At 43.4% G+C, this 17,101-nt stretch carries 24 protein-coding genes; 9 read left to right on the top strand and 15 right to left on the bottom strand.

Features of this window, described 5'->3' with window-relative positions:
* Positions 1–132: 132 nt before the first annotated feature.
* The 3 genes from DQQ10_RS16315 to DQQ10_RS16305 all read right to left on the bottom strand — a co-directional run bounded on the left by DQQ10_RS16315 (position 133) and on the right by DQQ10_RS16305 (position 1,339).
* Entirely contained in the window at positions 133–507 is a 375-nt protein-coding gene (locus DQQ10_RS16315) for a hypothetical protein (RefSeq protein WP_112747953.1), read from the bottom strand.
* Positions 504–761, bottom strand: coding sequence for a hypothetical protein (locus tag DQQ10_RS16310; protein WP_112747952.1), 258 nt, complete (start codon positions 759–761; stop codon positions 504–506). The genes DQQ10_RS16315 and DQQ10_RS16310 overlap by 4 nt, the downstream gene beginning before the upstream one ends.
* A gap of 71 nt (positions 762–832) precedes the next feature.
* On the bottom strand, positions 833–1,339 hold the full coding sequence (locus DQQ10_RS16305) for an ExbD/TolR family protein (RefSeq protein WP_112747951.1): 507 nt from the start codon (positions 1,337–1,339) through the stop codon (positions 833–835).
* A gap of 164 nt (positions 1,340–1,503) precedes the next feature.
* Here DQQ10_RS16305 and DQQ10_RS16300 point away from each other — a divergent pair, with 164 nt between their 5' ends.
* A complete protein-coding gene (locus tag DQQ10_RS16300) occupies positions 1,504–2,235 on the top strand; it encodes an FKBP-type peptidyl-prolyl cis-trans isomerase (RefSeq protein ID WP_112747950.1) in 732 nt (243 codons plus the stop codon).
* Between the two features lie 56 nt (positions 2,236–2,291).
* On the opposite strand, the gene DQQ10_RS16295 is transcribed toward DQQ10_RS16300, so the two are convergent.
* On the bottom strand, positions 2,292–2,738 hold the full coding sequence (locus DQQ10_RS16295; RefSeq protein ID WP_133259677.1) for an SRPBCC family protein: 447 nt from the start codon (positions 2,736–2,738) through the stop codon (positions 2,292–2,294).
* 161 nt (positions 2,739–2,899) lie between these two features.
* Between DQQ10_RS16295 and DQQ10_RS16290 the strand changes: the two genes are divergently transcribed.
* Together DQQ10_RS16290 and DQQ10_RS16285 are read left to right on the top strand one after the other, a co-directional pair.
* The gene (locus DQQ10_RS16290; protein WP_112747948.1) at positions 2,900–4,225 is read left to right on the top strand and encodes a cytochrome ubiquinol oxidase subunit I; all 1,326 of its coding nucleotides are present in this window, start codon (positions 2,900–2,902) and stop codon (positions 4,223–4,225) included.
* 3 nt (positions 4,226–4,228) lie between these two features.
* Positions 4,229–5,236 (top strand): cytochrome d ubiquinol oxidase subunit II, encoded by a 1,008-nt coding sequence (locus DQQ10_RS16285; protein ID WP_112747947.1) that lies wholly within the window; start codon positions 4,229–4,231, stop codon positions 5,234–5,236.
* A gap of 14 nt (positions 5,237–5,250) precedes the next feature.
* Here DQQ10_RS16285 and DQQ10_RS16280 read toward each other — a convergent pair whose 3' ends face one another.
* From DQQ10_RS16280 to DQQ10_RS16270, 3 genes are read right to left on the bottom strand one after another with little or no spacing between them, the layout of a single operon-like run.
* Positions 5,251–5,544, bottom strand: a complete 294-nt coding sequence (locus DQQ10_RS16280; RefSeq protein ID WP_112747946.1) for a DUF1330 domain-containing protein — start codon at positions 5,542–5,544, stop codon at positions 5,251–5,253.
* Between the two features lie 9 nt (positions 5,545–5,553).
* Positions 5,554–5,778, bottom strand: coding sequence for a CDGSH iron-sulfur domain-containing protein (locus tag DQQ10_RS16275; RefSeq protein ID WP_112747945.1), 225 nt, complete (start codon positions 5,776–5,778; stop codon positions 5,554–5,556).
* 11 nt (positions 5,779–5,789) lie between these two features.
* A complete protein-coding gene (locus DQQ10_RS16270) occupies positions 5,790–6,971 on the bottom strand; it encodes a DUF1624 domain-containing protein (protein ID WP_112747944.1) in 1,182 nt (393 codons plus the stop codon).
* Between the two features lie 179 nt (positions 6,972–7,150).
* Between DQQ10_RS16270 and DQQ10_RS16265 the strand changes: the two genes are divergently transcribed.
* From DQQ10_RS16265 to DQQ10_RS16255, 3 genes are all read left to right on the top strand, one after another.
* Positions 7,151–8,113 (top strand): DUF2157 domain-containing protein, encoded by a 963-nt coding sequence (locus tag DQQ10_RS16265; protein WP_112747943.1) that lies wholly within the window; start codon positions 7,151–7,153, stop codon positions 8,111–8,113.
* A 5-nt stretch (positions 8,114–8,118) separates the two neighbouring features.
* Entirely contained in the window at positions 8,119–9,279 is a 1,161-nt protein-coding gene (locus DQQ10_RS16260; protein WP_112747942.1) for a hypothetical protein, read from the top strand.
* A 392-nt stretch (positions 9,280–9,671) separates the two neighbouring features.
* On the top strand, positions 9,672–10,247 hold the full coding sequence (locus DQQ10_RS16255) for a hypothetical protein (RefSeq protein WP_112747941.1): 576 nt from the start codon (positions 9,672–9,674) through the stop codon (positions 10,245–10,247).
* A gap of 52 nt (positions 10,248–10,299) precedes the next feature.
* Here the strand turns inward: DQQ10_RS16255 and DQQ10_RS28320 are convergent, their stop codons facing one another.
* Complete coding sequence (locus DQQ10_RS28320; RefSeq protein ID WP_262511772.1) at positions 10,300–10,428, bottom strand: hypothetical protein; 129 nt, start codon at positions 10,426–10,428, stop codon at positions 10,300–10,302.
* Between DQQ10_RS28320 and DQQ10_RS16250 the strand changes: the two genes are divergently transcribed.
* Together DQQ10_RS16250 and DQQ10_RS16245 are read left to right on the top strand one after the other, a co-directional pair.
* Entirely contained in the window at positions 10,427–11,251 is an 825-nt protein-coding gene (locus tag DQQ10_RS16250) for a DMT family transporter (protein ID WP_112747940.1), read from the top strand. The two genes, DQQ10_RS28320 and DQQ10_RS16250, sit on opposite strands and share 2 nt — an antisense overlap.
* Positions 11,252–11,256: 5 nt before the next feature.
* Complete coding sequence (locus tag DQQ10_RS16245) at positions 11,257–11,607, top strand: hypothetical protein (protein WP_112747939.1); 351 nt, start codon at positions 11,257–11,259, stop codon at positions 11,605–11,607.
* Between the two features lie 15 nt (positions 11,608–11,622).
* On the opposite strand, the gene DQQ10_RS16240 is transcribed toward DQQ10_RS16245, so the two are convergent.
* The 5 genes from DQQ10_RS16240 to DQQ10_RS16220 form a co-directional block, all read right to left on the bottom strand.
* Positions 11,623–12,435 carry a hypothetical protein gene (locus tag DQQ10_RS16240; RefSeq protein ID WP_112747938.1) on the bottom strand — a complete coding sequence of 271 codons (813 nt, stop codon included), beginning with the start codon at positions 12,433–12,435 and terminating at the stop codon, positions 11,623–11,625.
* Between the two features lie 268 nt (positions 12,436–12,703).
* Positions 12,704–12,949, bottom strand: a complete 246-nt coding sequence (locus DQQ10_RS16235; RefSeq protein WP_112747937.1) for a hypothetical protein — start codon at positions 12,947–12,949, stop codon at positions 12,704–12,706.
* A gap of 215 nt (positions 12,950–13,164) precedes the next feature.
* A complete protein-coding gene (locus tag DQQ10_RS16230) occupies positions 13,165–13,968 on the bottom strand; it encodes an SDR family oxidoreductase (protein WP_165823965.1) in 804 nt (267 codons plus the stop codon).
* A gap of 2 nt (positions 13,969–13,970) precedes the next feature.
* Positions 13,971–14,390 carry an alternative ribosome rescue aminoacyl-tRNA hydrolase ArfB gene (arfB, locus tag DQQ10_RS16225; protein ID WP_112747935.1) on the bottom strand — a complete coding sequence of 140 codons (420 nt, stop codon included), beginning with the start codon at positions 14,388–14,390 and terminating at the stop codon, positions 13,971–13,973.
* Between the two features lie 5 nt (positions 14,391–14,395).
* Complete coding sequence (locus DQQ10_RS16220) at positions 14,396–15,094, bottom strand: Type 1 glutamine amidotransferase-like domain-containing protein (RefSeq protein WP_112747934.1); 699 nt, start codon at positions 15,092–15,094, stop codon at positions 14,396–14,398.
* Positions 15,095–15,164: 70 nt separating this feature from the next.
* Between DQQ10_RS16220 and DQQ10_RS16215 the strand changes: the two genes are divergently transcribed.
* Positions 15,165–15,713, top strand: a complete 549-nt coding sequence (locus DQQ10_RS16215; protein ID WP_112747933.1) for a redoxin domain-containing protein — start codon at positions 15,165–15,167, stop codon at positions 15,711–15,713.
* On the opposite strand, the gene DQQ10_RS16210 is transcribed toward DQQ10_RS16215, so the two are convergent.
* Together DQQ10_RS16210 and DQQ10_RS16205 are read right to left on the bottom strand one after the other, a co-directional pair.
* Positions 15,703–16,308: a trimeric intracellular cation channel family protein gene (locus DQQ10_RS16210; protein WP_112747932.1), complete on the bottom strand. Its 606-nt coding sequence runs from the start codon at positions 16,306–16,308 to the stop codon at positions 15,703–15,705. The two genes, DQQ10_RS16215 and DQQ10_RS16210, sit on opposite strands and share 11 nt — an antisense overlap.
* Positions 16,309–16,342: 34 nt before the next feature.
* The gene (locus DQQ10_RS16205) at positions 16,343–17,068 is read right to left on the bottom strand and encodes a hypothetical protein (protein WP_133259676.1); all 726 of its coding nucleotides are present in this window, start codon (positions 17,066–17,068) and stop codon (positions 16,343–16,345) included.
* Between the last annotated feature and the right edge of the window lie 33 nt (positions 17,069–17,101).

Genomic DNA, 17,101 nt, shown 5'->3' with positions numbered 1-17,101 from the left:
TCATGTCTACACACAATAAAATGCCACGCGATCTTGCCCAGTTCAAGGAGATGTTTAGTCATTTATTACACACTTCTGTGAGAAGTTGACGAAAAGGTCCACAGTTTTCGCTGAAACAGTTTGCATCAGCCCTTAAAATTGTTTTCTAAAAGCACGAAACGAAACTGGATGTCCATCGGGCGTGAAGCCGTAGATACGAACATCATTTCCATTGGCAATATGAACCTTATAGATCTTGGTAGGATGATCATAGTAAATCTTTCCTTTCTCCCAACCACCGTATTCATCTTTCGAAGACAAAGCCTTCTTCAATTTTTGCGGAAGGTTATTTACATTGACCAACGTACTGTCACGATGTGGTGGTAAGTCGTTCGGCAGCGTATCATTGTACCACGAAGCCTGGTTCGCCACGCGGTCATCAACGGTATCTGGAACAGTTGGGTCGCGCTGTGCGAGCAACGATACGCTAGAGAACAAAACCAAGCTGGTTGTCAGGATGATTTTCATGATGAGATATTTTCTACCAATTCATCCAACTGAATATTATACTTCTCCATTAATGCCCTTACCTGTATCACAGCATCTTGCTTATCATAGCGCGCGCTCAAGCTTTTAATGTTCACCAGCGTTGCTTCCATTGATGGAGCGCTGTCCGTTTCACTGGTAGTGACGGCCGTGAACGATTCAAATCCTGTTTTCTCCATGAGATTCATCACCTCGTGCAAAATCTCGTGTTCGATATTTCTAACTGTCTGTTTCATATAGCGATCAGCGAAAAATCGATGCCACAAACTTACTCGTCTGTTTGAAGGCTTTAGTTTACATCCGCACGTTAATTTTTTAATGCAATGAGATCTTTGTCTACAGCGGTGATCGGTGTGACATAATAGTGCTTTATACCGGTGATCGATATCTCATCAAGCATATCCACCAGGTTTTGATAGCGCGATTGTTCAGACGGCTTTATTAGTACGACGAGGTTATGCACCTCCTGTTTCTTTTTCAGTAATAACTTTCGCAGACCACCTGCACTGTAATTCGTCTCTTCAATTTTTGGATCCTTAATTCCTGCATAATAAAAAATTTTGTCTTGCTTTCCGAGAATAAGCGTGAGTACGCGTTTACCTGGGACCGGCGGTGCGGGGTGCTTTTCATCCGGTTCTTCCGGCATGTTCAAGTCCATCGCTAACGGTTTATTGAGCGTGGTGGTTAAAATAAAAAACGTCAACAGCAAGAATGCTAAATCCACCATGGGTGTCATATCGATTTTAAGTGACGTACGTTTACAACGCACCTTCGATTGTTCTGCCTGTTTGGAGTTCGAGTTAATTTCCGCCATACACTTTAAATTTTTCATAGAATGCCGGGTATTGTAGAAAGTCACAAGTGAAGTGATCCTATTGTCGATGTAGCTACACATCACACGGTTTAAGACTCTTTTTTCAACTTGTTAGTTGTATCCTAATTGACGTTATTTGCCGTTCATCTTAACAAGAATTCATTATGAAAATAGTTTTTTCCATGCTGATGTTATTTGTTGTTGCATCAGTAGGAGCGCAATCAAAAAAGGAGTTGGCTGCTCAAGTCGCTTCGTTAAAAACAGAGATTGAACAACTTAAAAAACCGAAAGAAGCAGAACTTACAGACAAGCATAAGAAAGCAAGCTATGGTCTTGGTGTACTAATCGCCGAAAACCTGAAGCCTCAAGGCGGCGACTCACTCGACATCGAGACGCTCAACATCGCGATCAAAGATGTCTTCCAAAGCAAGACACTTAAAATGACACAAGAAGAATCAATGACAATCGTACAAGAATATATGCGTGGACAAGCAGAAAAAAGAAATGCTAAGCTTGCAGAAGCAGGTAAAGTATACCTAGAAACAAACAAGACAAAGGCTGGTGTACAAGTAACAGCCACTGGTTTGCAGTATCAAGTATTACAAAGTGGAAAGGGCAAAAAGCCAGGACCAAATGATCAAGTGACGGTACATTACACCGGCAAACTCATCGATGGAAAAGTATTCGATAGTTCTGTGGAAAGAAATGAGCCGGCTACCTTTGGTGTATCGCAAGTTATTCCAGGTTGGACTGAAGCGCTTCAGCTGATGAAAGAAGGTGATAAATTCTTGTTAACTATTCCATCGGAACTTGGTTACGGCGAGCGTGGTGCGGGACAAGATATTCCACCATTCTCCGTGTTGGTCTTCGAAGTAGAGTTGATCAAAGTGAATTAATCCTTCTCGTTGAAATAACAGGAGGCTGTTTCAAATGATGAAACAGCCTCTTTTTTTTATGTGGTCGCCTCGAGAAGTTTCTGTAACGACTGCAAAACCATATCCCAGTTCTGCTCCATGTGCTTCTTAGTTTGTTCGTCGGCATTGGGATCATCGGCAGAAATGGTAAGTTCAGTGCCGCGTGCCGTGGGAAGTAAGTCGTAAGTTACCATCACGTAATTTGCTGGACTATCTTCTTTTCCCGCGAGCGAACTCCAGAATGAATATTGCAATCTTTTGTTTTTTTCGATTGCTTTAATCTCACCTTTGTCTTCATACGACTTCCCCTTCCATTCGCCTCTGAAGATTACACTACTTCCTACTTTCCAATCCGATTCAACATCCGTTCCGTGCAGGTATTGTTTCACGAGCGCGGGTGTTACCAACGCTTCCCATACGCGTTCAACAGGTGCCTGAATGGTGATTGTCGAACGTGCAATTAAATCCTTTTCGATGGTTTTCATAAACACATTTTTCAATCGTTGGAGGTTAATATTCTCATGCCACCGAAAAGTATTGTGAACGTTGGCGTAGAAATTTCCGAATCGATCGAAATTTGAATTAAATATTCCTTCCACGAACGAGTTCCGCTTCTATATTTGTGACATCACAACGCCCCGCCTGTATGGACGATTTTCTCGCTGCCCGATCGCAGATGGCATTGTCGCTTGGGTTTCACATTATATATGCTTGCATCGGAATGGTGATGCCATTCTTCATGGCTGTCTCCCATTACAAATGGATAAAGTCGAAAGACGACCGTTATCGACAGCTTACCAAAGCTTGGAGTAAAGGCGTCGCGATTTTCTTTGCGACTGGCGCCGTATCGGGTACTATGCTTTCTTTTGAGCTCGGCCTGCTGTGGCCAGAATTCATGAAACACGCAGGGCCAATTTTCGGGATGCCCTTTTCGCTTGAAGGTACTGCCTTCTTTATAGAGGCCATCGCACTCGGATTTTATCTTTATGGATGGAATCGCTTCAATCCGTGGTTCCATTGGTTTACAGGCGTGGTTGTGGGTGTCAGCGGACTTGCCTCGGGTATACTTGTTGTGTCGGCAAATGCTTGGATGAATAGCCCCGCTGGATTTGATTTCGACAATGGTACATACTCAAACATCGATCCCATCGCGGCGATGTTTAACGATGCCTGGCTCTTTCAATCCATACACATGACGCTTGCCGCGATCGCAGCCACTGGTTTTGCCGTTGCTGGTGTTCACGCGTTTATGATTCTGAAGAAAAAGAATGTAGACTTCCACACACGCGCTTTCAAGATTGCAGCTTCATTCGGAACGATTGCCGCTTTGCTTCAACCGATTAGTGGTGATCTATCTGCGAAAGACATCGCCGTACGACAACCCGCGAAGCTCGCGGCTATGGAAGCACACTTTCATACAAGTGAGAAAGCTCCGCTTATTATTGGCGGTATTCCAAATGAAGAAACGGAAACAATCGATTATGCGATTGAGCTCCCCGGCATGTTAAGTTTTCTGGCGCACGGTGATTTTGATCAAGAAGTGACAGGTCTCGACAAATTTGCGAAAGAAGATAGACCGCCCGTATTGGTTACACACTTCGCGTTTCAGATTATGGTAGGCATTGGTATGTTCATGATGCTCCTCGCCGTTATTTTCTTTTTGAGCTACTGGAAGAAACAATGGCTCGACAGGCGCTGGTTTGTCAAGCTCTTTGCACTAGCCACGCCATTGGGATTCATTGCCGTTGAAGCCGGGTGGACAGTTACGGAAGTGGGTCGACAACCTTGGATCATTCACAACGTGATGCGCACCGCTGATGCCGTTACACCGATGCCGGGCATTGCCTACTCGTTTTACATTTTCACAGCAATTTATCTGTCGCTTACAGTGGTGGTAATCTTTCTATTGAACAGGCAGATCAAAATGGTTCCATTGCTTTACGATCAACCCGAAGACAAATCAAATCATTAGCCTATGGCGTACGTTGTCATCGCTTACTTGTGGCTTTCGATACTGCTCTACCTCATTCTTGGTGGTGCTGATTTTGGCGCCGGAATTATTGAGCTCCTAACCTCGGCAAAAAATCGTATCAGAACACGAAAGACCTTATACCACGCGATCGGTCCGATATGGGAAGCCAACCACATGTGGCTCATCATTGCGATTGTGATTTTGTTTGTGGGCTTCCCCGTAATCTACAGTGAGATGTCTACCTATTTGCACATTCCACTGGTGATTATGCTCGTCGGAATTATCGCACGCGGAACAGCATTTGTATTTCGACACTACGATGCCATCAAAGACGATATGCAGTGGCTTTACAACCGGATTTTTCTTTTATCGAGTTTTGTCACACCTTTTTTCCTCGGCATTATCGCAGCGAGTACAATTTCCGGGCGAATTCAACCCGATGCATCCGACTTCCAAACGGCGTATGTTTTCAGTTGGTTCAATTTGTTTTCAATCAGTGTCGGATTATTCACCGTGTCAATCTGCGGATTCTTAGCATCGGTATTTTTAATTGGCGAAGCCGATGACGAAGCTGATAGAAAACGCTTCGTTAACAAAGCGATTCGCATGAACATCGCGGCTATTGTATGCGGGATTATTGTGTTTATTGTCGCCGAGATTGACAAGATTCCCTTGCGCCATTGGGTATTTGGAGAACCGTTAGGACTTATCGCGGTGCAAGCTGCAACGGTATCGCTAGCAGTCCTTTGGTATTTTATTTATCGCGGAAAAAATATGTTACCGCGAATCATGGCGGGCTTTCAGGTGACCATGATCTTGTTCGCAGTAAGCTACGCGCATTTCCCCGACTTCATCCGACTACACGGCGGCAGAAGTCTTTCATTGCTTGAACTTCAAGCGCCTCCAAAAACGATGGAGGCACTCGGATGGGCGCTCATCATTGGAAGTGTATTCATTCTTCCAGCGTTGTTCTATCTATACTATAGTTTCCAACGCCACGAGGAGCGGTAAGTTCATCATATTTCTTAAGGCGCTACGCCTTCAACAAGAATCATCTGCGTTGTTGCCGTTGCTTGTCGCAGTGCTTTAGCAGGCGCATACAGCTCTGAACTCCACCATGCCTTCGCTTTCTCTTTGTTGGGAAACTCAAGTACGACTACACGCCCAGGAGTCCAGTCGCCTTCGAGCGTTTCTGCATTTCCGCCGCGCACCACAAACTTACCCTCGAAAGGTAACAGCGATGCAGGTGTTAACTTCTTGTAATCTTCATAGCGTGTAGCATCGTGAATCGATACATCTACAATAACATATGCCTTCATGCGTAGCGATTATTGTTTCTTCGATGGTAGATCAAATGCTTTTGCCTCATGCTCTAAGTGGCCTTTATGCGCGCCGTCACAAAACGGTTTGTTATTAGACAACCCACAGCGACATAATGATACTACTGTTCGACCTTGTAGTCCATACGCATTGCCTTGCATATCAACAATTTCAAAATCGCCATCGATCTTGAGCGATCCATTGTTGTTTACTGTTATTTTAGTTTTTGTCATATCGTTCGTTGTTATAAGTAACTCAACCACCATTTTTCGCGATGGTCTGCTTTGTACTTCGCAAACCATTTGCAAAGTGGGTACAAAGATAGAACAACAAAAATCCATACAGCATAAACAATCCACAAATTGAAGCCATAGCCTTTCAGATTAGGCGAGTCAGTTACCCACGTCGTGAAAACCATGTCATTTAAATCATAACCCGTTAACAAGGCTGCTGCCACCGCCAGCGAGTGAATCAAATACAAGTGTAAGACATAATAGAACATCGGCACTTTGCCTAGCGTCCACGCCATTCGGTTAAACCAAGAATTGAAATTCAGTTTATCCGCTTGTGAAAGAAAAATGATTGCCGGGCCGAGCGTAATCAAGGTGTACAACAGCGACGGCGGATATTTAGAAACATTGATGAACGACAATATTGTATCGATTGTGGTTGACTGCACTGACCATGGACTTGGATCGCCATAAATATTTGGCAAACGTAAGATCACAAACAGTAGAATTAATCCACCGCCGATGCTTAGCAGTATTTTTTCACGTCTTTCCTGAAAAGCAGGTGTAAACAATTTACCAAAACAATACCCGAGTAACATGATACCCGTCCATGGTAAGATGGCATAACCAGCAAACAACGTAAAATGATCGGTTACGGGGAAGGCTTTGAAGCCGTGGAGCATTGTCCATCCAATAGCATCTGCATTATTTCCATCCACGTAGATGCCGTCGAGGAGATTGTGGCCAAACACCAAAGCGAAGCCGAGCACCATCACCACATAGTATCGCAAATGAATGGCTGCCGCGAGCACCAACATACCAACGCCCAACACCCAGATCACAACCAAAATGATCAGTGAAAACGAAATATTATAGAACCAGGCAAAATTGATAATGGTTAACTCGAGTACGATCAACCAAATGCCGCGCTTCACCAAGAAGAAACTCAGTTCCTTTTTCGATTTGCGCTCACCGACGAGGAAAGAGGAAGTACCTGCTAGGAACACGAAAACCGGCGCACAAAAATGTGTGATCCATCGCGTAAAAAACAAAGGCACACTAGTTTGTGTCAAGTCTAACGGGTTATATAAAAAGGCGTCAGCGTGAAAGTAGTCGCGCACGTGGTCAAGTGCCATTAAGATCATCACAATACCACGAAGCAAATCGATCGAGTCAATCCGGTAAGATTTATTCATGAGGGAATGTTAGGTTAGAACAGGATGAATTGTTCGAAAAATAACGAACATAGGTTTCGAACTTTTGATTCATTTAACATATTTATTTTTTTCAATCTGATCGTGAACGCAAGAATCAGGTTGTGTTAAAGGATATTTAGATATCACAATAAATTATCGTCACATTTTTCACGACATTTATGGATATGATCAAAAAACTTCCCCAAGAGCTCCTCGACAAAGTGCTCCTTTCAAAAGATCAATTTGAACGCATCGATCCGTTGTTCTCTGGCAAACTTGTATCCGTTTTCTATGATTTACGTGTCATTCTCTACCTCGGCGTATTATTACTCACATCCGGTCTTGGAATTCTTGTCTATCAAAATATCGGCGACATCGGCCATCTGTTAAGCATCATCTTTTTAATCGCGTTAACAACGGTCTGTTATTGGTTTGTCATGACAAGAGCCGTCCCTTACAGCAACAACATTGTTAAGCATCCTATTCCCTACTACGACTACATTGTACTGCTCGCCTCGCTTTTGCTCATTACAGTGCTGGGATACGCGCAGTTTCAATATGAAATTTTAGACGATGCGATGGGAATCACGACGCTCATCACCGCCGCTATCTTCTTCTACACCGCTTACCGATTCGATCACCTTGGCGTTTTATCATTGGGCATTACTGCATTCGCATCGTTTTGGAGTATTTCCATATCACCGATGAAATGGTATAGTGGAGATTTTATCGAAGCGTCAAATCTTCACGTCACAGGAATCTTCTTTAGCATCGGCATGGCAAGCATCGCAATGTTTCTCGACCGAAAGAATATAAAGCAACATTTCACGTTTAGCATCCTCAACATCAACGCACTGATTTTCTTTGTCTCTACGCTCACGGGATTATTCTCTGAAGAATGGTCAATAATCTATTACCTGTTAGTAGTCGGTGGGTGCGCGTTCTCCTATTACGTGGCACGCTATAAAAGATCATTTCTATTTTTGCTTTATGCCTTTCTCGCCGCTTACGTAGCGACCACCTACCTTATCTTCGACGTACTGCGCTTGGATGACATTATATTTTGGTTTTTCTACTCCGTATTTTCTTGTGGCGGTTTCGTATACTTCATTGTTAAATTTAAAAATCATTTTAAACGATAGATTTTATGGCGACAGCATACAATTTGACGAACTTAAAAAATCTACTCGTTCAAAAAGAGGTTAAGCAATGGATGAAACAAGATTACATTACGCGAGAACAATTCCATACCATTGAACGCGAATATCCATGCAGCTTCTACCATCCCAATATGTTTATCCGCATTTTACTTTTTGCTGCTACACTTCTGGGATCATTCGGCGCGATAGGTTTGCTTATTCTAGCGATGGACACTGGCAGCGACGACTCGATCGCAGGTGCCTGCGTTTTCGGTGGCGTGGTCTCAATTGTACTCCTTGAAATCATGATTTCCCAAGGCAAACACTACAAGTCGGGCGTTACAGAAGCATTATTATACTTTGGGGTGGGAATTATTATCGGAGGATTGATCGTGTTAGCTAATCCTACCACAGCCGTGACCTCATACGTTTTCTTTTTCTTGTTTTTGTTCGCCGCAATTCGCTACATCGATTTGATCGCAACCCTTGGTACCGTCTTAAGTTTTGCATTCATTGTCTTCAACAGCTTATATGAGATGGGTGGCTTCGCGCAGCAGATCATTCCGTTTGTCATGATGATCGTATTTGGGCTGGTCTATTTCATCACACGTCGCGCGAGGCAAAACGACAGCGCTCAACCTTGGTGTGATGCACTCCTTATTATAGAAAGCACCAGTCTGCTCATTGTATACTGTGGTGGAAATTATTTCGTCGTTCGCGAGCTAAGCATTGAGATGATGGAATTAGCACTTGAAGAGGGCCAGGACATTCCTTTCGCGTGGATTTTCTATGCGCTTACAGTAATTATCCCAATGATCTATTTGTATTTCGGCATCGTGCAGAAGAATATTGTTCTCATTCGCGTAAGCTTGATTGTGATCGCTTTTGCTGTATTCACTTTTAAGTATTATTTCAGCCTCGGACATCCCGAAATCACACTAACAATCGCAGGCGTGATTCTCGTATCGATCTCTTTAGCGTTATTGAATTACCTAAAAATCGTTCGTCACGGCTTTACTCGCGAGAATCATCTTCCTGAAAAATGGGCAGGTATGAACATTGAGGCAGTCGTGATATCACAAACATTGGGAGGGAACCAGATCAACGTGCAAGACGCGCCGGTTAAAGGAGGTGATTTCGGCGGTGGTGGTAGCAGCGACTCTTTCTAAAATTCTATAGGCTTCCGATCGTTAGTGTAATGGTATCGGCAAAGATGTCGAAACCCGGGTCATTTTTAACATTTCTGACCCTTTTTAGGCGAGCCCAAAACAAAATAAAATTCCAAAATCACAGTTTAAATGGTTTAAACTCAGTTCTAAAACAATATTTTACACAAATTAACCATATAAAGTATTGAATAGAATCTTTAAAGCTCACAGCATTTTGTGGCGCCTGAAGTTTGTGAGAATGCATTTTGTGGCGGGCCATTGGCAGCATATAATATTATGATTCTTCACTAGTGCGGCATTTCTTACCTCGATCTGTCGCAACACGTGTTTTCAAAAGCCAGGTTAAAGGATTAGCCCACCTTTGCATCAACAAAAAAAAACAAAACACTAACATGAACTTCAGGATCACATCTCTCCTTTTCGTTTTTGCATTGCTCTCGGTATCGGCTTTCGCTGAAGCACCAGCTTCTACTAAAGCGGTTGTTTCTTCTGCTAACAATTCTGTTTACAGCGTAGTATACAAATCCGACATGGCAGGTGATGTGAAAGTATCGATCCTTGATAAAAACAAAAAGTTGATCTTCACTGAAACGATTGCCAATGTTGCATCTTTCAAGCGTCCGTATAACTTCAGCCAATTAGCAGAAGGTCAATACACGATCGTTATTGAAGACAAAGCTGGTAAGCAACTTGAGCAAGTAAACTATACTGCAACTAAAGTAGAATCATTTGTTCGTGTTAATAAAGTTGCAAACGCAGAAGGCAAGTACGTGTTGAATGTAATGAGCTCAGGTGCAGAAGGTGTGTATGTTAGGATTTCAAATGCATCTAGCGTTCTTCACGAAGAAAAGATCATCGTTGACAAAAGCTTCGGTCTTATCTACAACCTCACGCAAATTAAAGGTAACAGCGAAATCACTTTTGAAGTGGTAACGGATAGTGGTAAAACTACGGTAGCCGAATTCTAATCTGTAAATACGATAAAAAGTTAGAGCCCGTTTTACGACGGGCTTTTTCATTTTACAAATATGTGAACATGTGAACACCGAAGCACGTATAGATCACTACCTTTGCAAGGAAGAAATTACGTTTGAATACATCACCAAAATTCTCGTCTGAATCATTCTTTACCGGAATACTGTTCGTCATGTTTTGGGCATCCGCATCTGTGGCCGGGAAATTCGGACTTCAATCTGCAGAGCCGCTCGTACTTTTCACAACTCGATTTCTTTTAGCTGGTATTATTCTACTTGCTTACGTATCGTTCATCGACAAAAGCAGGTTACCAAAAGGAGGAGAATGGAAACAGCTAACATTGTTTGGCATCCTTAATACGACACTCTACTTAGGATTATTTGTCATCGCGTTACAGTTCATTACACCTGGAATTACATCGTTGGCAATTGCGTTGAATCCATTGTTCATAAGTATTCTTTCCGCAATATGGATGCGTCGCCGTGTGCGATTGCAAGAATGGATAAGTATCGCCATTGGCATCGCCGGCGTTGTACTAACAGCTTACCCACTTTTTGCGACGAGTTATGCTACTTTCTCAGGAATGATTTTACTTGCATTGAGTATGCTCGCATACTCGGCAGGTGCAGTATACTACGCCGCAGTACCTTGGACGTTGTCGAGAACCACCATCAATGCATGGCAAGTTTTTATCGGTGGGCTTTTGCTTGTTCCCTTTGCCCTCGCGTTACATAAGCACGAAAATCATTTCGATCTCACGTTTTGGGGATCTATCGCATGGCTAGTCATTCCTGTTTCAATCATTGCTGTACAACTCTGGTTACGTTTATTAAAACGTGATGCTGTTCACGCTTCAATGTGGTTGTACCTATGCCCTATTTTCGGCTTTTTGTATTCGAATTTGCTCCTCGATGAGCCGCTCACCATCTTTACTTATATTGGAACTGCGCTTGTCATGGTCGCTCTTTACGTCGGACAACGCAAATCAAAAACATAACGCACATGCGATCAAAACTATCAGACGACGAAGGACAACGTAAAAAATTCCGCGCGGTATTTTCACGATTCGGAAAGAAAACAAACTACCAAGGATATTCTGAGTCAACCGTACTCCTCACAAAAGTCATTGACATTGAAAAGAAAATTGTTGTCACTGATCACGCATGGTTCTCCTTGACCAAAGGCTTCGAAGAGATCAATTTGAAACCGGGAATGATCATTGAATTCGAAGCGCGTGTTAAAGCATACGAAAAAGGCTACGTCAACAAACGGTATGGTATCAATCAAAAAAAGGAAGACTTTCGATTTAGCCACCCAGGTAAAATCGTCATCATCGATCCCGACAAAGAATAGGTTACGAAGTCAGATTTATGTCGTGAACCACCGCCAGAATTTGCCCAACCAGGTTTTCGGTTCCGGCTTGAGATCGGCACTCGACATACCCACAACATCTTCATCGATAAGTCTAGCAGCTTTGGTTGGTGCTGCTGGTTTCACGCGCTTCTGGTAATTTAACGTACGCAATTCCTTTCTTCTCTTTTCATCTTCCTTGCGCTTGTCTTCTGCAGCACGTGCTTCACGCTCACGCGCCAAGGCCACTGGATTCTTCGTTGGACGTTGCTCACGACGATCCTTCTTAAAGTGATGCGGTCTTTTCTTTTCGTACGGCGGGCGATTGTTCTCTGTCGGTTTATCTTCACTCGACGCTTCTGAATCTTCTGGCTGAACTTCCTGCACTTTTTTCTTCGGCTCAGGTAATTCGATTTTTCCAAGAACTTTTAATCCGGAAAGGGAAACCTTCTGCGCTTTAATGGTTTCAATCTTGCCTTCACTTTCGACATCACTATCCGAAGTTGCAGTAGTCTCAGTCACGACAGCTAATGGTTCGTCAGCCGACATTGGTGCAGGCGCATTTGAGATGATCTCTTCCGATTGATCTTCGTGATGATTCGAGAAGTTTTCCTGCGGAGATTCGGACGGCTGTGAGAGCAGCGTGTCATCAATATTGATGTTCGTCTCATTGAATCCATTCGGTGCAAACCGTTGCAGGACGATAGACAGTTGCTCGTCGGATAACCTTGTATTGGCACCTTCGAGTGGTGCTGCCCCCTGAGTTGCCAGGAAGTCTGTGATGTCTGATGGTGGGATAGCCAACTTTCTGGCTAATTGTCCAAGCCTCATGCGATTACTTTAAAGAATCGGCAAATATACCCTCATTCGCACGGAAATAAAAACAGTGCTTTTCCCTCAGTCGTCGCTACATGCAGTTCACAGTTTTCCGTTTTCAGCTTTCCAGTTTCCAGTCGCCGGTTCCCGTTTTTTTAGCTTTCGTTTTTTCGATTGATGTTATATGAATACAATTAAAAAGGCCACCACCACGGGCAGCCTTCAATATCTCTCATCTCTAAACAAACCGGCACACCAGCAACCGGCAACTGGCTCTCCGGTATTACCAATTCACTTCAGCAGGCAAAATTAAAATACCCTTTCCTTCGTAAGCATCACCATGACGCTCCATCCGTAAATACACGTTCGCCTCAGGATTGCTCTCGATAAACTGACTATCCTGCTCTGTCCACGTATACGCTCCTCCCGGAAAATGCTCTGTTTCTAAAACATCACCGGGCGTGATGTCTGCTATCTGCCTTCTGTCTACTTCAAACAAAACAGCGTTGTCTTCAATTTGATATTTCATGGCTTGCACGTTTGTTTGAAGGGGTAAAATTGTGGTGCCAGGGGGAGAAGAAGTAAGGAGTCAGAAGTCAGGAGTCAGGAGTAAGAAGTAAGTAGTAAGTAGTAAGTAGTAAGAAGTCAGAAATCAGAAGTCAGAAGTCAGGAGCAAGGAGTAAGAAGTCAGGAGTAAGAAGTCAGGTAAGGGAGTAAGAATCTGAAGTACGTCTTTGGCAGGAATTAGATCATTGACATGGGGTCGGGGTAGGTGAATTGATATTGGAGTTTTTCTTTCAGCTTATCAGCATTCACAATCTTAAACGGAGTATGAACGTTGTTGCTGAAGGTTGGTGGAGCGACATTCAACGCACGGCTTGAAGCTTCGTAAAATTCTTTCTTGGTTGGATGCAGGTCTGCACATGCATTAAACACATCACCGAATAAATCTTGCTGAACAATCGCCATAATAATATTCACACAATCTTGTTGATGAATCATGTTCACAGGCATCTCCGCACCATCTACATTCTGTTTACCTGATAAAAATCTTCCTGGATGGCGATCACCTCCGATCAGTCCTGCAAAACGAAGCACTGTTGTCTTATAGTTTTCAACAGAAAACAAACATTGCTCTGCGCGATAAAGATATGACGACGGATTGGCATCTTCTTCAAACACTTCGCGGTTGAGATCGTCATAAATACTCGTCGAGCTAATAAAGATAATGCGCGTGATATTCGTTTTTGTTAACGCGATGGAGAGCGATTCGATTTGGGTATTGTACAAATCTGTGAGTCCGGCCTTGCGTCGCGGCGGTACACTCACTAGCAACACATCGGCATGAAAGAAGCGATCTAATGCACTTCCTTGGAGATGAGGATTCATCTCAACCAAAAACGCATTCACGCCTTTCGTTGTTAACGTTGATAATTTTTCCTGCGTTGTCGTAGAGCCATTCACCTGCCATCCCTCGCGTAAAAACCGATCCGCCACGGCCATACCCAACCAACCACACCCTAAAATACTCAACGTGCCTGCTTTCATATCTACTCCGGTTTTTGACGCCATTTCTTTTTCTCCGAATGCTGCTTCTTGCTTTTGATACGCTCTTTCACCGCGCTCTTTGAAGGTTTAGTTGCCTTTCGCAATTTCTTTTTCTCAAAAGCTTTATGCATCAACAAATTGAATTTCGCATTCACATTCAACTTGTTTTCCAATTGCGATCGTTTCTCTTGCGACACCAAAACCAACACGCCTTCCACCGTAATCTTCGAGTGAAGCTTCTCTACAATCACGGCCCTCTCCTCTTCCGTTAGTAATTGCGATTGCTTCACATCAAATTTCAACGTGACTTTGGTATTTACCTTATTTACATTTTGGCCACCAGGACCACTGCTCCGAGAAGTTGAATAATCAATCTCAGGCATTACCAAGTCCACGGTGATGGGCCGATTTTGCGAACTCATGCTGTTTATTTCAATACTACTTTTTCAAGTATGCGTTCTTTTACTTCGCCATTCTCTGCATACACGTAATAGGCGTTGCATTCTTCTTTCAGCGAAACAACTTGCCGTACCGTATTGCCTTCAAAAACAATTCCAGCATAGTCGTCGCACGCATAGCCAGGTTTAAACGTACCCGAACGAATGTAGTTGTGATAAAGAGGTCGTCGTGTGGGCTCAGAATCGTAATGCGGACAATGACTTGCTTCCAAAAATCCGAGACAATCTACGGTTGTAATTTCAATGGGACGCGAATCGGTGGTTCCGTGCTCAAACCAGCAAAGCGATCCGGCACTTCCTCCGGCCAGCACAATTCCCTGATCCCAGGCCTTCCGAAGAATTTTGTCAATACCTTGTGCCTTCCAGATGGCCATCATATTTAACGTATTACCACCGCTTACAACAATTCCATCCATGCTTAACAGCGATTCTTCAAAGGAAATTTTTTGGTCATAACTTGAGATGAATACTTTCTGAACATGTGGTTCAATATCAAGTCCACCGCAACGGGTTAACCACGTTTCAATAAAAGCTGGACTGTCGGCTACGGCTGTTGGTAGCAAGCATATACGTGGCCTTTTCTTTCCGGTAAGAGATGCCATGTGCTGGAGAAAAGGTGCGAGGAGACCGGCACCGCAGGCAAAGATTGTGCGCTTAGTATTCGACATTTTAAATTATTAACAAACCTATAAATCTAAACGGTGGCAAGATAACGTATATTCATACACTGAAACACCAATGAAACTTCAATCCAATCAATCGGCACCAATTTTCGCCGTCCCCGACATTTACGGTCGTCAAGTCAATCTGGAATCGTATCGCGACAAAAAGATCTTCTTGGGATTCTTCCGCCACGCTGGGTGTCCATTTTGTAATCTTCGGGTTCACACGCTAACGAAGATTCATCAAGACATGAAAGACAAAGGCCTTGAGATGATATTCTTTTTTGAATCGAAAGCGAGCGTGTTGTTGAGAAGCTCGTTTCATACTGGGGTGTCGCCCATACCACTTATTGCTGATCCAACTAAAAACTGGTACACGCAATATGGATTGGAACCGTCTACATCGAAAGCTGTCATTAGTCATCTATCATCGTTTGTGCAGACTGCATTTAAAGCGAGTGGTCAAAAATTACCGACACACATGATGAAATCAGGTGAAGCATTCAACACCATGCCCGCTGAGTTTTTGATTGATAAGAACCTCGTGATTAAAGAGGTTTACTATTCCGATCGATTGAATGATCGCATGGATGTATCGAAGATCGAACAGTTTGCTATCGCTTAAATGTAGGCAACGACAACTTAAATTTAATGGCGAGGATGCGCACCGTAAAAATGACAGTGCTTGAGATGAGCAGATTGATGTTCCTATCGACACCAAAGCGATAGAGTAACAAATAAACAATTGCGCCGCTTAGGCAGGCCGTTGCGTAGATTTCTTTTCTAAAAAGCACTGGTGTTTCTTTCGTGAACACGTCGCGAATTACACCGCCCATCACGGCGCTGAACATTCCCATGATCGCGGCTATTTCTGGGCGAACGCCAAGACTAAGCGCTTTTTCAACACCGAGTATGGTGAAAAATGAAATTCCAACCGTATCAAAAAAGACGAAAGTTCTGCGCAGTCCGATTAGCCGATTAAAGAAAATGTAAGCCATGATAACGCCTGCGAAAATTGCGTAGAGAAAGTTGATATCGCCAATCCACACAAGTGGATAACTGTCAAGCATGATATCGCGTAAGGTACCGCCACCAATCGCTGTTACAAAGCCTAAAAACCCGGCACCGAAAAGGTCGTCATGATCATCTTGTATGGCCAGAGACCCTGATATGGCAAAGAAGAACGTTCCGACGAGTTCAAGAATATATTGTAGCGGCATACAAGAAAGTTAACAAACTATTTCTTGAACCACATTATTTCTTCACAAGATCTCGCAGTTCATTAAACACATCGCGATAAAGTCGGCGCTCGGTACCTTTCATGTGATCATGCTCCTCAAACATTTCCTTCACTACCTCCTCGAGCATTGCATGATTACTATGAAGCTTCAAGAATTTTACATAGGCCAAGCGATGCGGATAATTGGTAAAAGTTTTGTTCATACCGCCAAATTCCTTTTCTGCATCCGCTACATTTCCAGCGAAGTGAAGTGACCACGCAAAAGCAATGCGTTCTTCAGCATTCTTAAAAGATTTCTCATTTTCCAGCTGCCTCCCGTACGTGATCGCAGCATCATAAGATTTATTCTGAAAATGTGCTACCAAAGCTTTCATCTTCAGCGTAGGATCATCGGCCATAAATCCGCTCATACTTTCTTCGTATAACGCGATCGCGTCCGGGTATCGTCCGGCAGCTACGTATGCATCAGCCAATTGAATTCTATTTGTTACGTTGTCTGCAAAACGAAGATTCTTTTCGAGTTGTTCGATCCGATAATTGCTGTTGACGGCGAGCTTGACGGTTTGCCCGATGCTCTCCATACTCCGGCGACTATAAAAATGGTGATACAAATAAATTAAGCAGCCCACAATGGGCAAGAAGATAATGAGATAGTACCAACGTTGCTCTACATTATTCTTGTAGGCATGGTACAAGCAGAATCCTTGGAGGAAAAGTAATGGGGTATAAAATCCGAACATGATACAATCTTATGACAATTTCGCGAATTGCGC

The sequence above is a fragment of the Pseudochryseolinea flava genome, from assembly GCF_003286915.1.
Taxonomy (GTDB): domain Bacteria; phylum Bacteroidota; class Bacteroidia; order Cytophagales; family Cyclobacteriaceae; genus Ohtaekwangia; species Ohtaekwangia flava.
The sequence above is the reverse complement of the archived record's forward strand: the minus strand, read 5'-3'. Positions and strand labels throughout refer to the sequence as shown.

What these genes read in the sequence shown, in the direction of transcription:
- DQQ10_RS16235 (WP_112747937.1), bottom strand. Translation starts at nt 12,949, where the DNA reads ATGAAATATCAAATTGAAGACAACGCTGTTTTGTTTGAAGTAGACAGA.
- DQQ10_RS16310 (WP_112747952.1), bottom strand. Translation starts at nt 761, where the DNA reads ATGAAACAGACAGTTAGAAATATCGAACACGAGATTTTGCACGAGGTG.
- DQQ10_RS16280 (WP_112747946.1), bottom strand. Translation starts at nt 5,544, where the DNA reads ATGAAGGCATATGTTATTGTAGATGTATCGATTCACGATGCTACACGC.
- arfB (WP_112747935.1), bottom strand. Translation starts at nt 14,390, where the DNA reads ATGAGTTCGCAAAATCGGCCCATCACCGTGGACTTGGTAATGCCTGAG.
- DQQ10_RS16210 (WP_112747932.1), bottom strand. Translation starts at nt 16,308, where the DNA reads ATGCCGCTACAATATATTCTTGAACTCGTCGGAACGTTCTTCTTTGCC.
- DQQ10_RS16205 (WP_133259676.1), bottom strand. Translation starts at nt 17,068, where the DNA reads ATGTTCGGATTTTATACCCCATTACTTTTCCTCCAAGGATTCTGCTTG.
- DQQ10_RS16250 (WP_112747940.1), top strand. Translation starts at nt 10,427, where the DNA reads ATGTTTTGGGCATCCGCATCTGTGGCCGGGAAATTCGGACTTCAATCT.
- DQQ10_RS16270 (WP_112747944.1), bottom strand. Translation starts at nt 6,971, where the DNA reads ATGAATAAATCTTACCGGATTGACTCGATCGATTTGCTTCGTGGTATT.
- DQQ10_RS16215 (WP_112747933.1), top strand. Translation starts at nt 15,165, where the DNA reads ATGAAACTTCAATCCAATCAATCGGCACCAATTTTCGCCGTCCCCGAC.
- DQQ10_RS16230 (WP_165823965.1), bottom strand. Translation starts at nt 13,968, where the DNA reads ATGAAAGCAGGCACGTTGAGTATTTTAGGGTGTGGTTGGTTGGGTATG.
- DQQ10_RS16240 (WP_112747938.1), bottom strand. Translation starts at nt 12,435, where the DNA reads ATGAGGCTTGGACAATTAGCCAGAAAGTTGGCTATCCCACCATCAGAC.
- DQQ10_RS16315 (WP_112747953.1), bottom strand. Translation starts at nt 507, where the DNA reads ATGAAAATCATCCTGACAACCAGCTTGGTTTTGTTCTCTAGCGTATCG.
- DQQ10_RS16295 (WP_133259677.1), bottom strand. Translation starts at nt 2,738, where the DNA reads ATGAAAACCATCGAAAAGGATTTAATTGCACGTTCGACAATCACCATT.
- DQQ10_RS28320 (WP_262511772.1), bottom strand. Translation starts at nt 10,428, where the DNA reads ATGACGAACAGTATTCCGGTAAAGAATGATTCAGACGAGAATTTTGGT.
- DQQ10_RS16305 (WP_112747951.1), bottom strand. Translation starts at nt 1,339, where the DNA reads ATGGCGGAAATTAACTCGAACTCCAAACAGGCAGAACAATCGAAGGTG.
- DQQ10_RS16265 (WP_112747943.1), top strand. Translation starts at nt 7,151, where the DNA reads ATGGATATGATCAAAAAACTTCCCCAAGAGCTCCTCGACAAAGTGCTC.
- DQQ10_RS16300 (WP_112747950.1), top strand. Translation starts at nt 1,504, where the DNA reads ATGAAAATAGTTTTTTCCATGCTGATGTTATTTGTTGTTGCATCAGTA.
- DQQ10_RS16290 (WP_112747948.1), top strand. Translation starts at nt 2,900, where the DNA reads ATGGACGATTTTCTCGCTGCCCGATCGCAGATGGCATTGTCGCTTGGG.
- DQQ10_RS16285 (WP_112747947.1), top strand. Translation starts at nt 4,229, where the DNA reads ATGGCGTACGTTGTCATCGCTTACTTGTGGCTTTCGATACTGCTCTAC.
- DQQ10_RS16255 (WP_112747941.1), top strand. Translation starts at nt 9,672, where the DNA reads ATGAACTTCAGGATCACATCTCTCCTTTTCGTTTTTGCATTGCTCTCG.
- DQQ10_RS16260 (WP_112747942.1), top strand. Translation starts at nt 8,119, where the DNA reads ATGGCGACAGCATACAATTTGACGAACTTAAAAAATCTACTCGTTCAA.
- DQQ10_RS16220 (WP_112747934.1), bottom strand. Translation starts at nt 15,094, where the DNA reads ATGTCGAATACTAAGCGCACAATCTTTGCCTGCGGTGCCGGTCTCCTC.
- DQQ10_RS16245 (WP_112747939.1), top strand. Translation starts at nt 11,257, where the DNA reads ATGCGATCAAAACTATCAGACGACGAAGGACAACGTAAAAAATTCCGC.
- DQQ10_RS16275 (WP_112747945.1), bottom strand. Translation starts at nt 5,778, where the DNA reads ATGACAAAAACTAAAATAACAGTAAACAACAATGGATCGCTCAAGATC.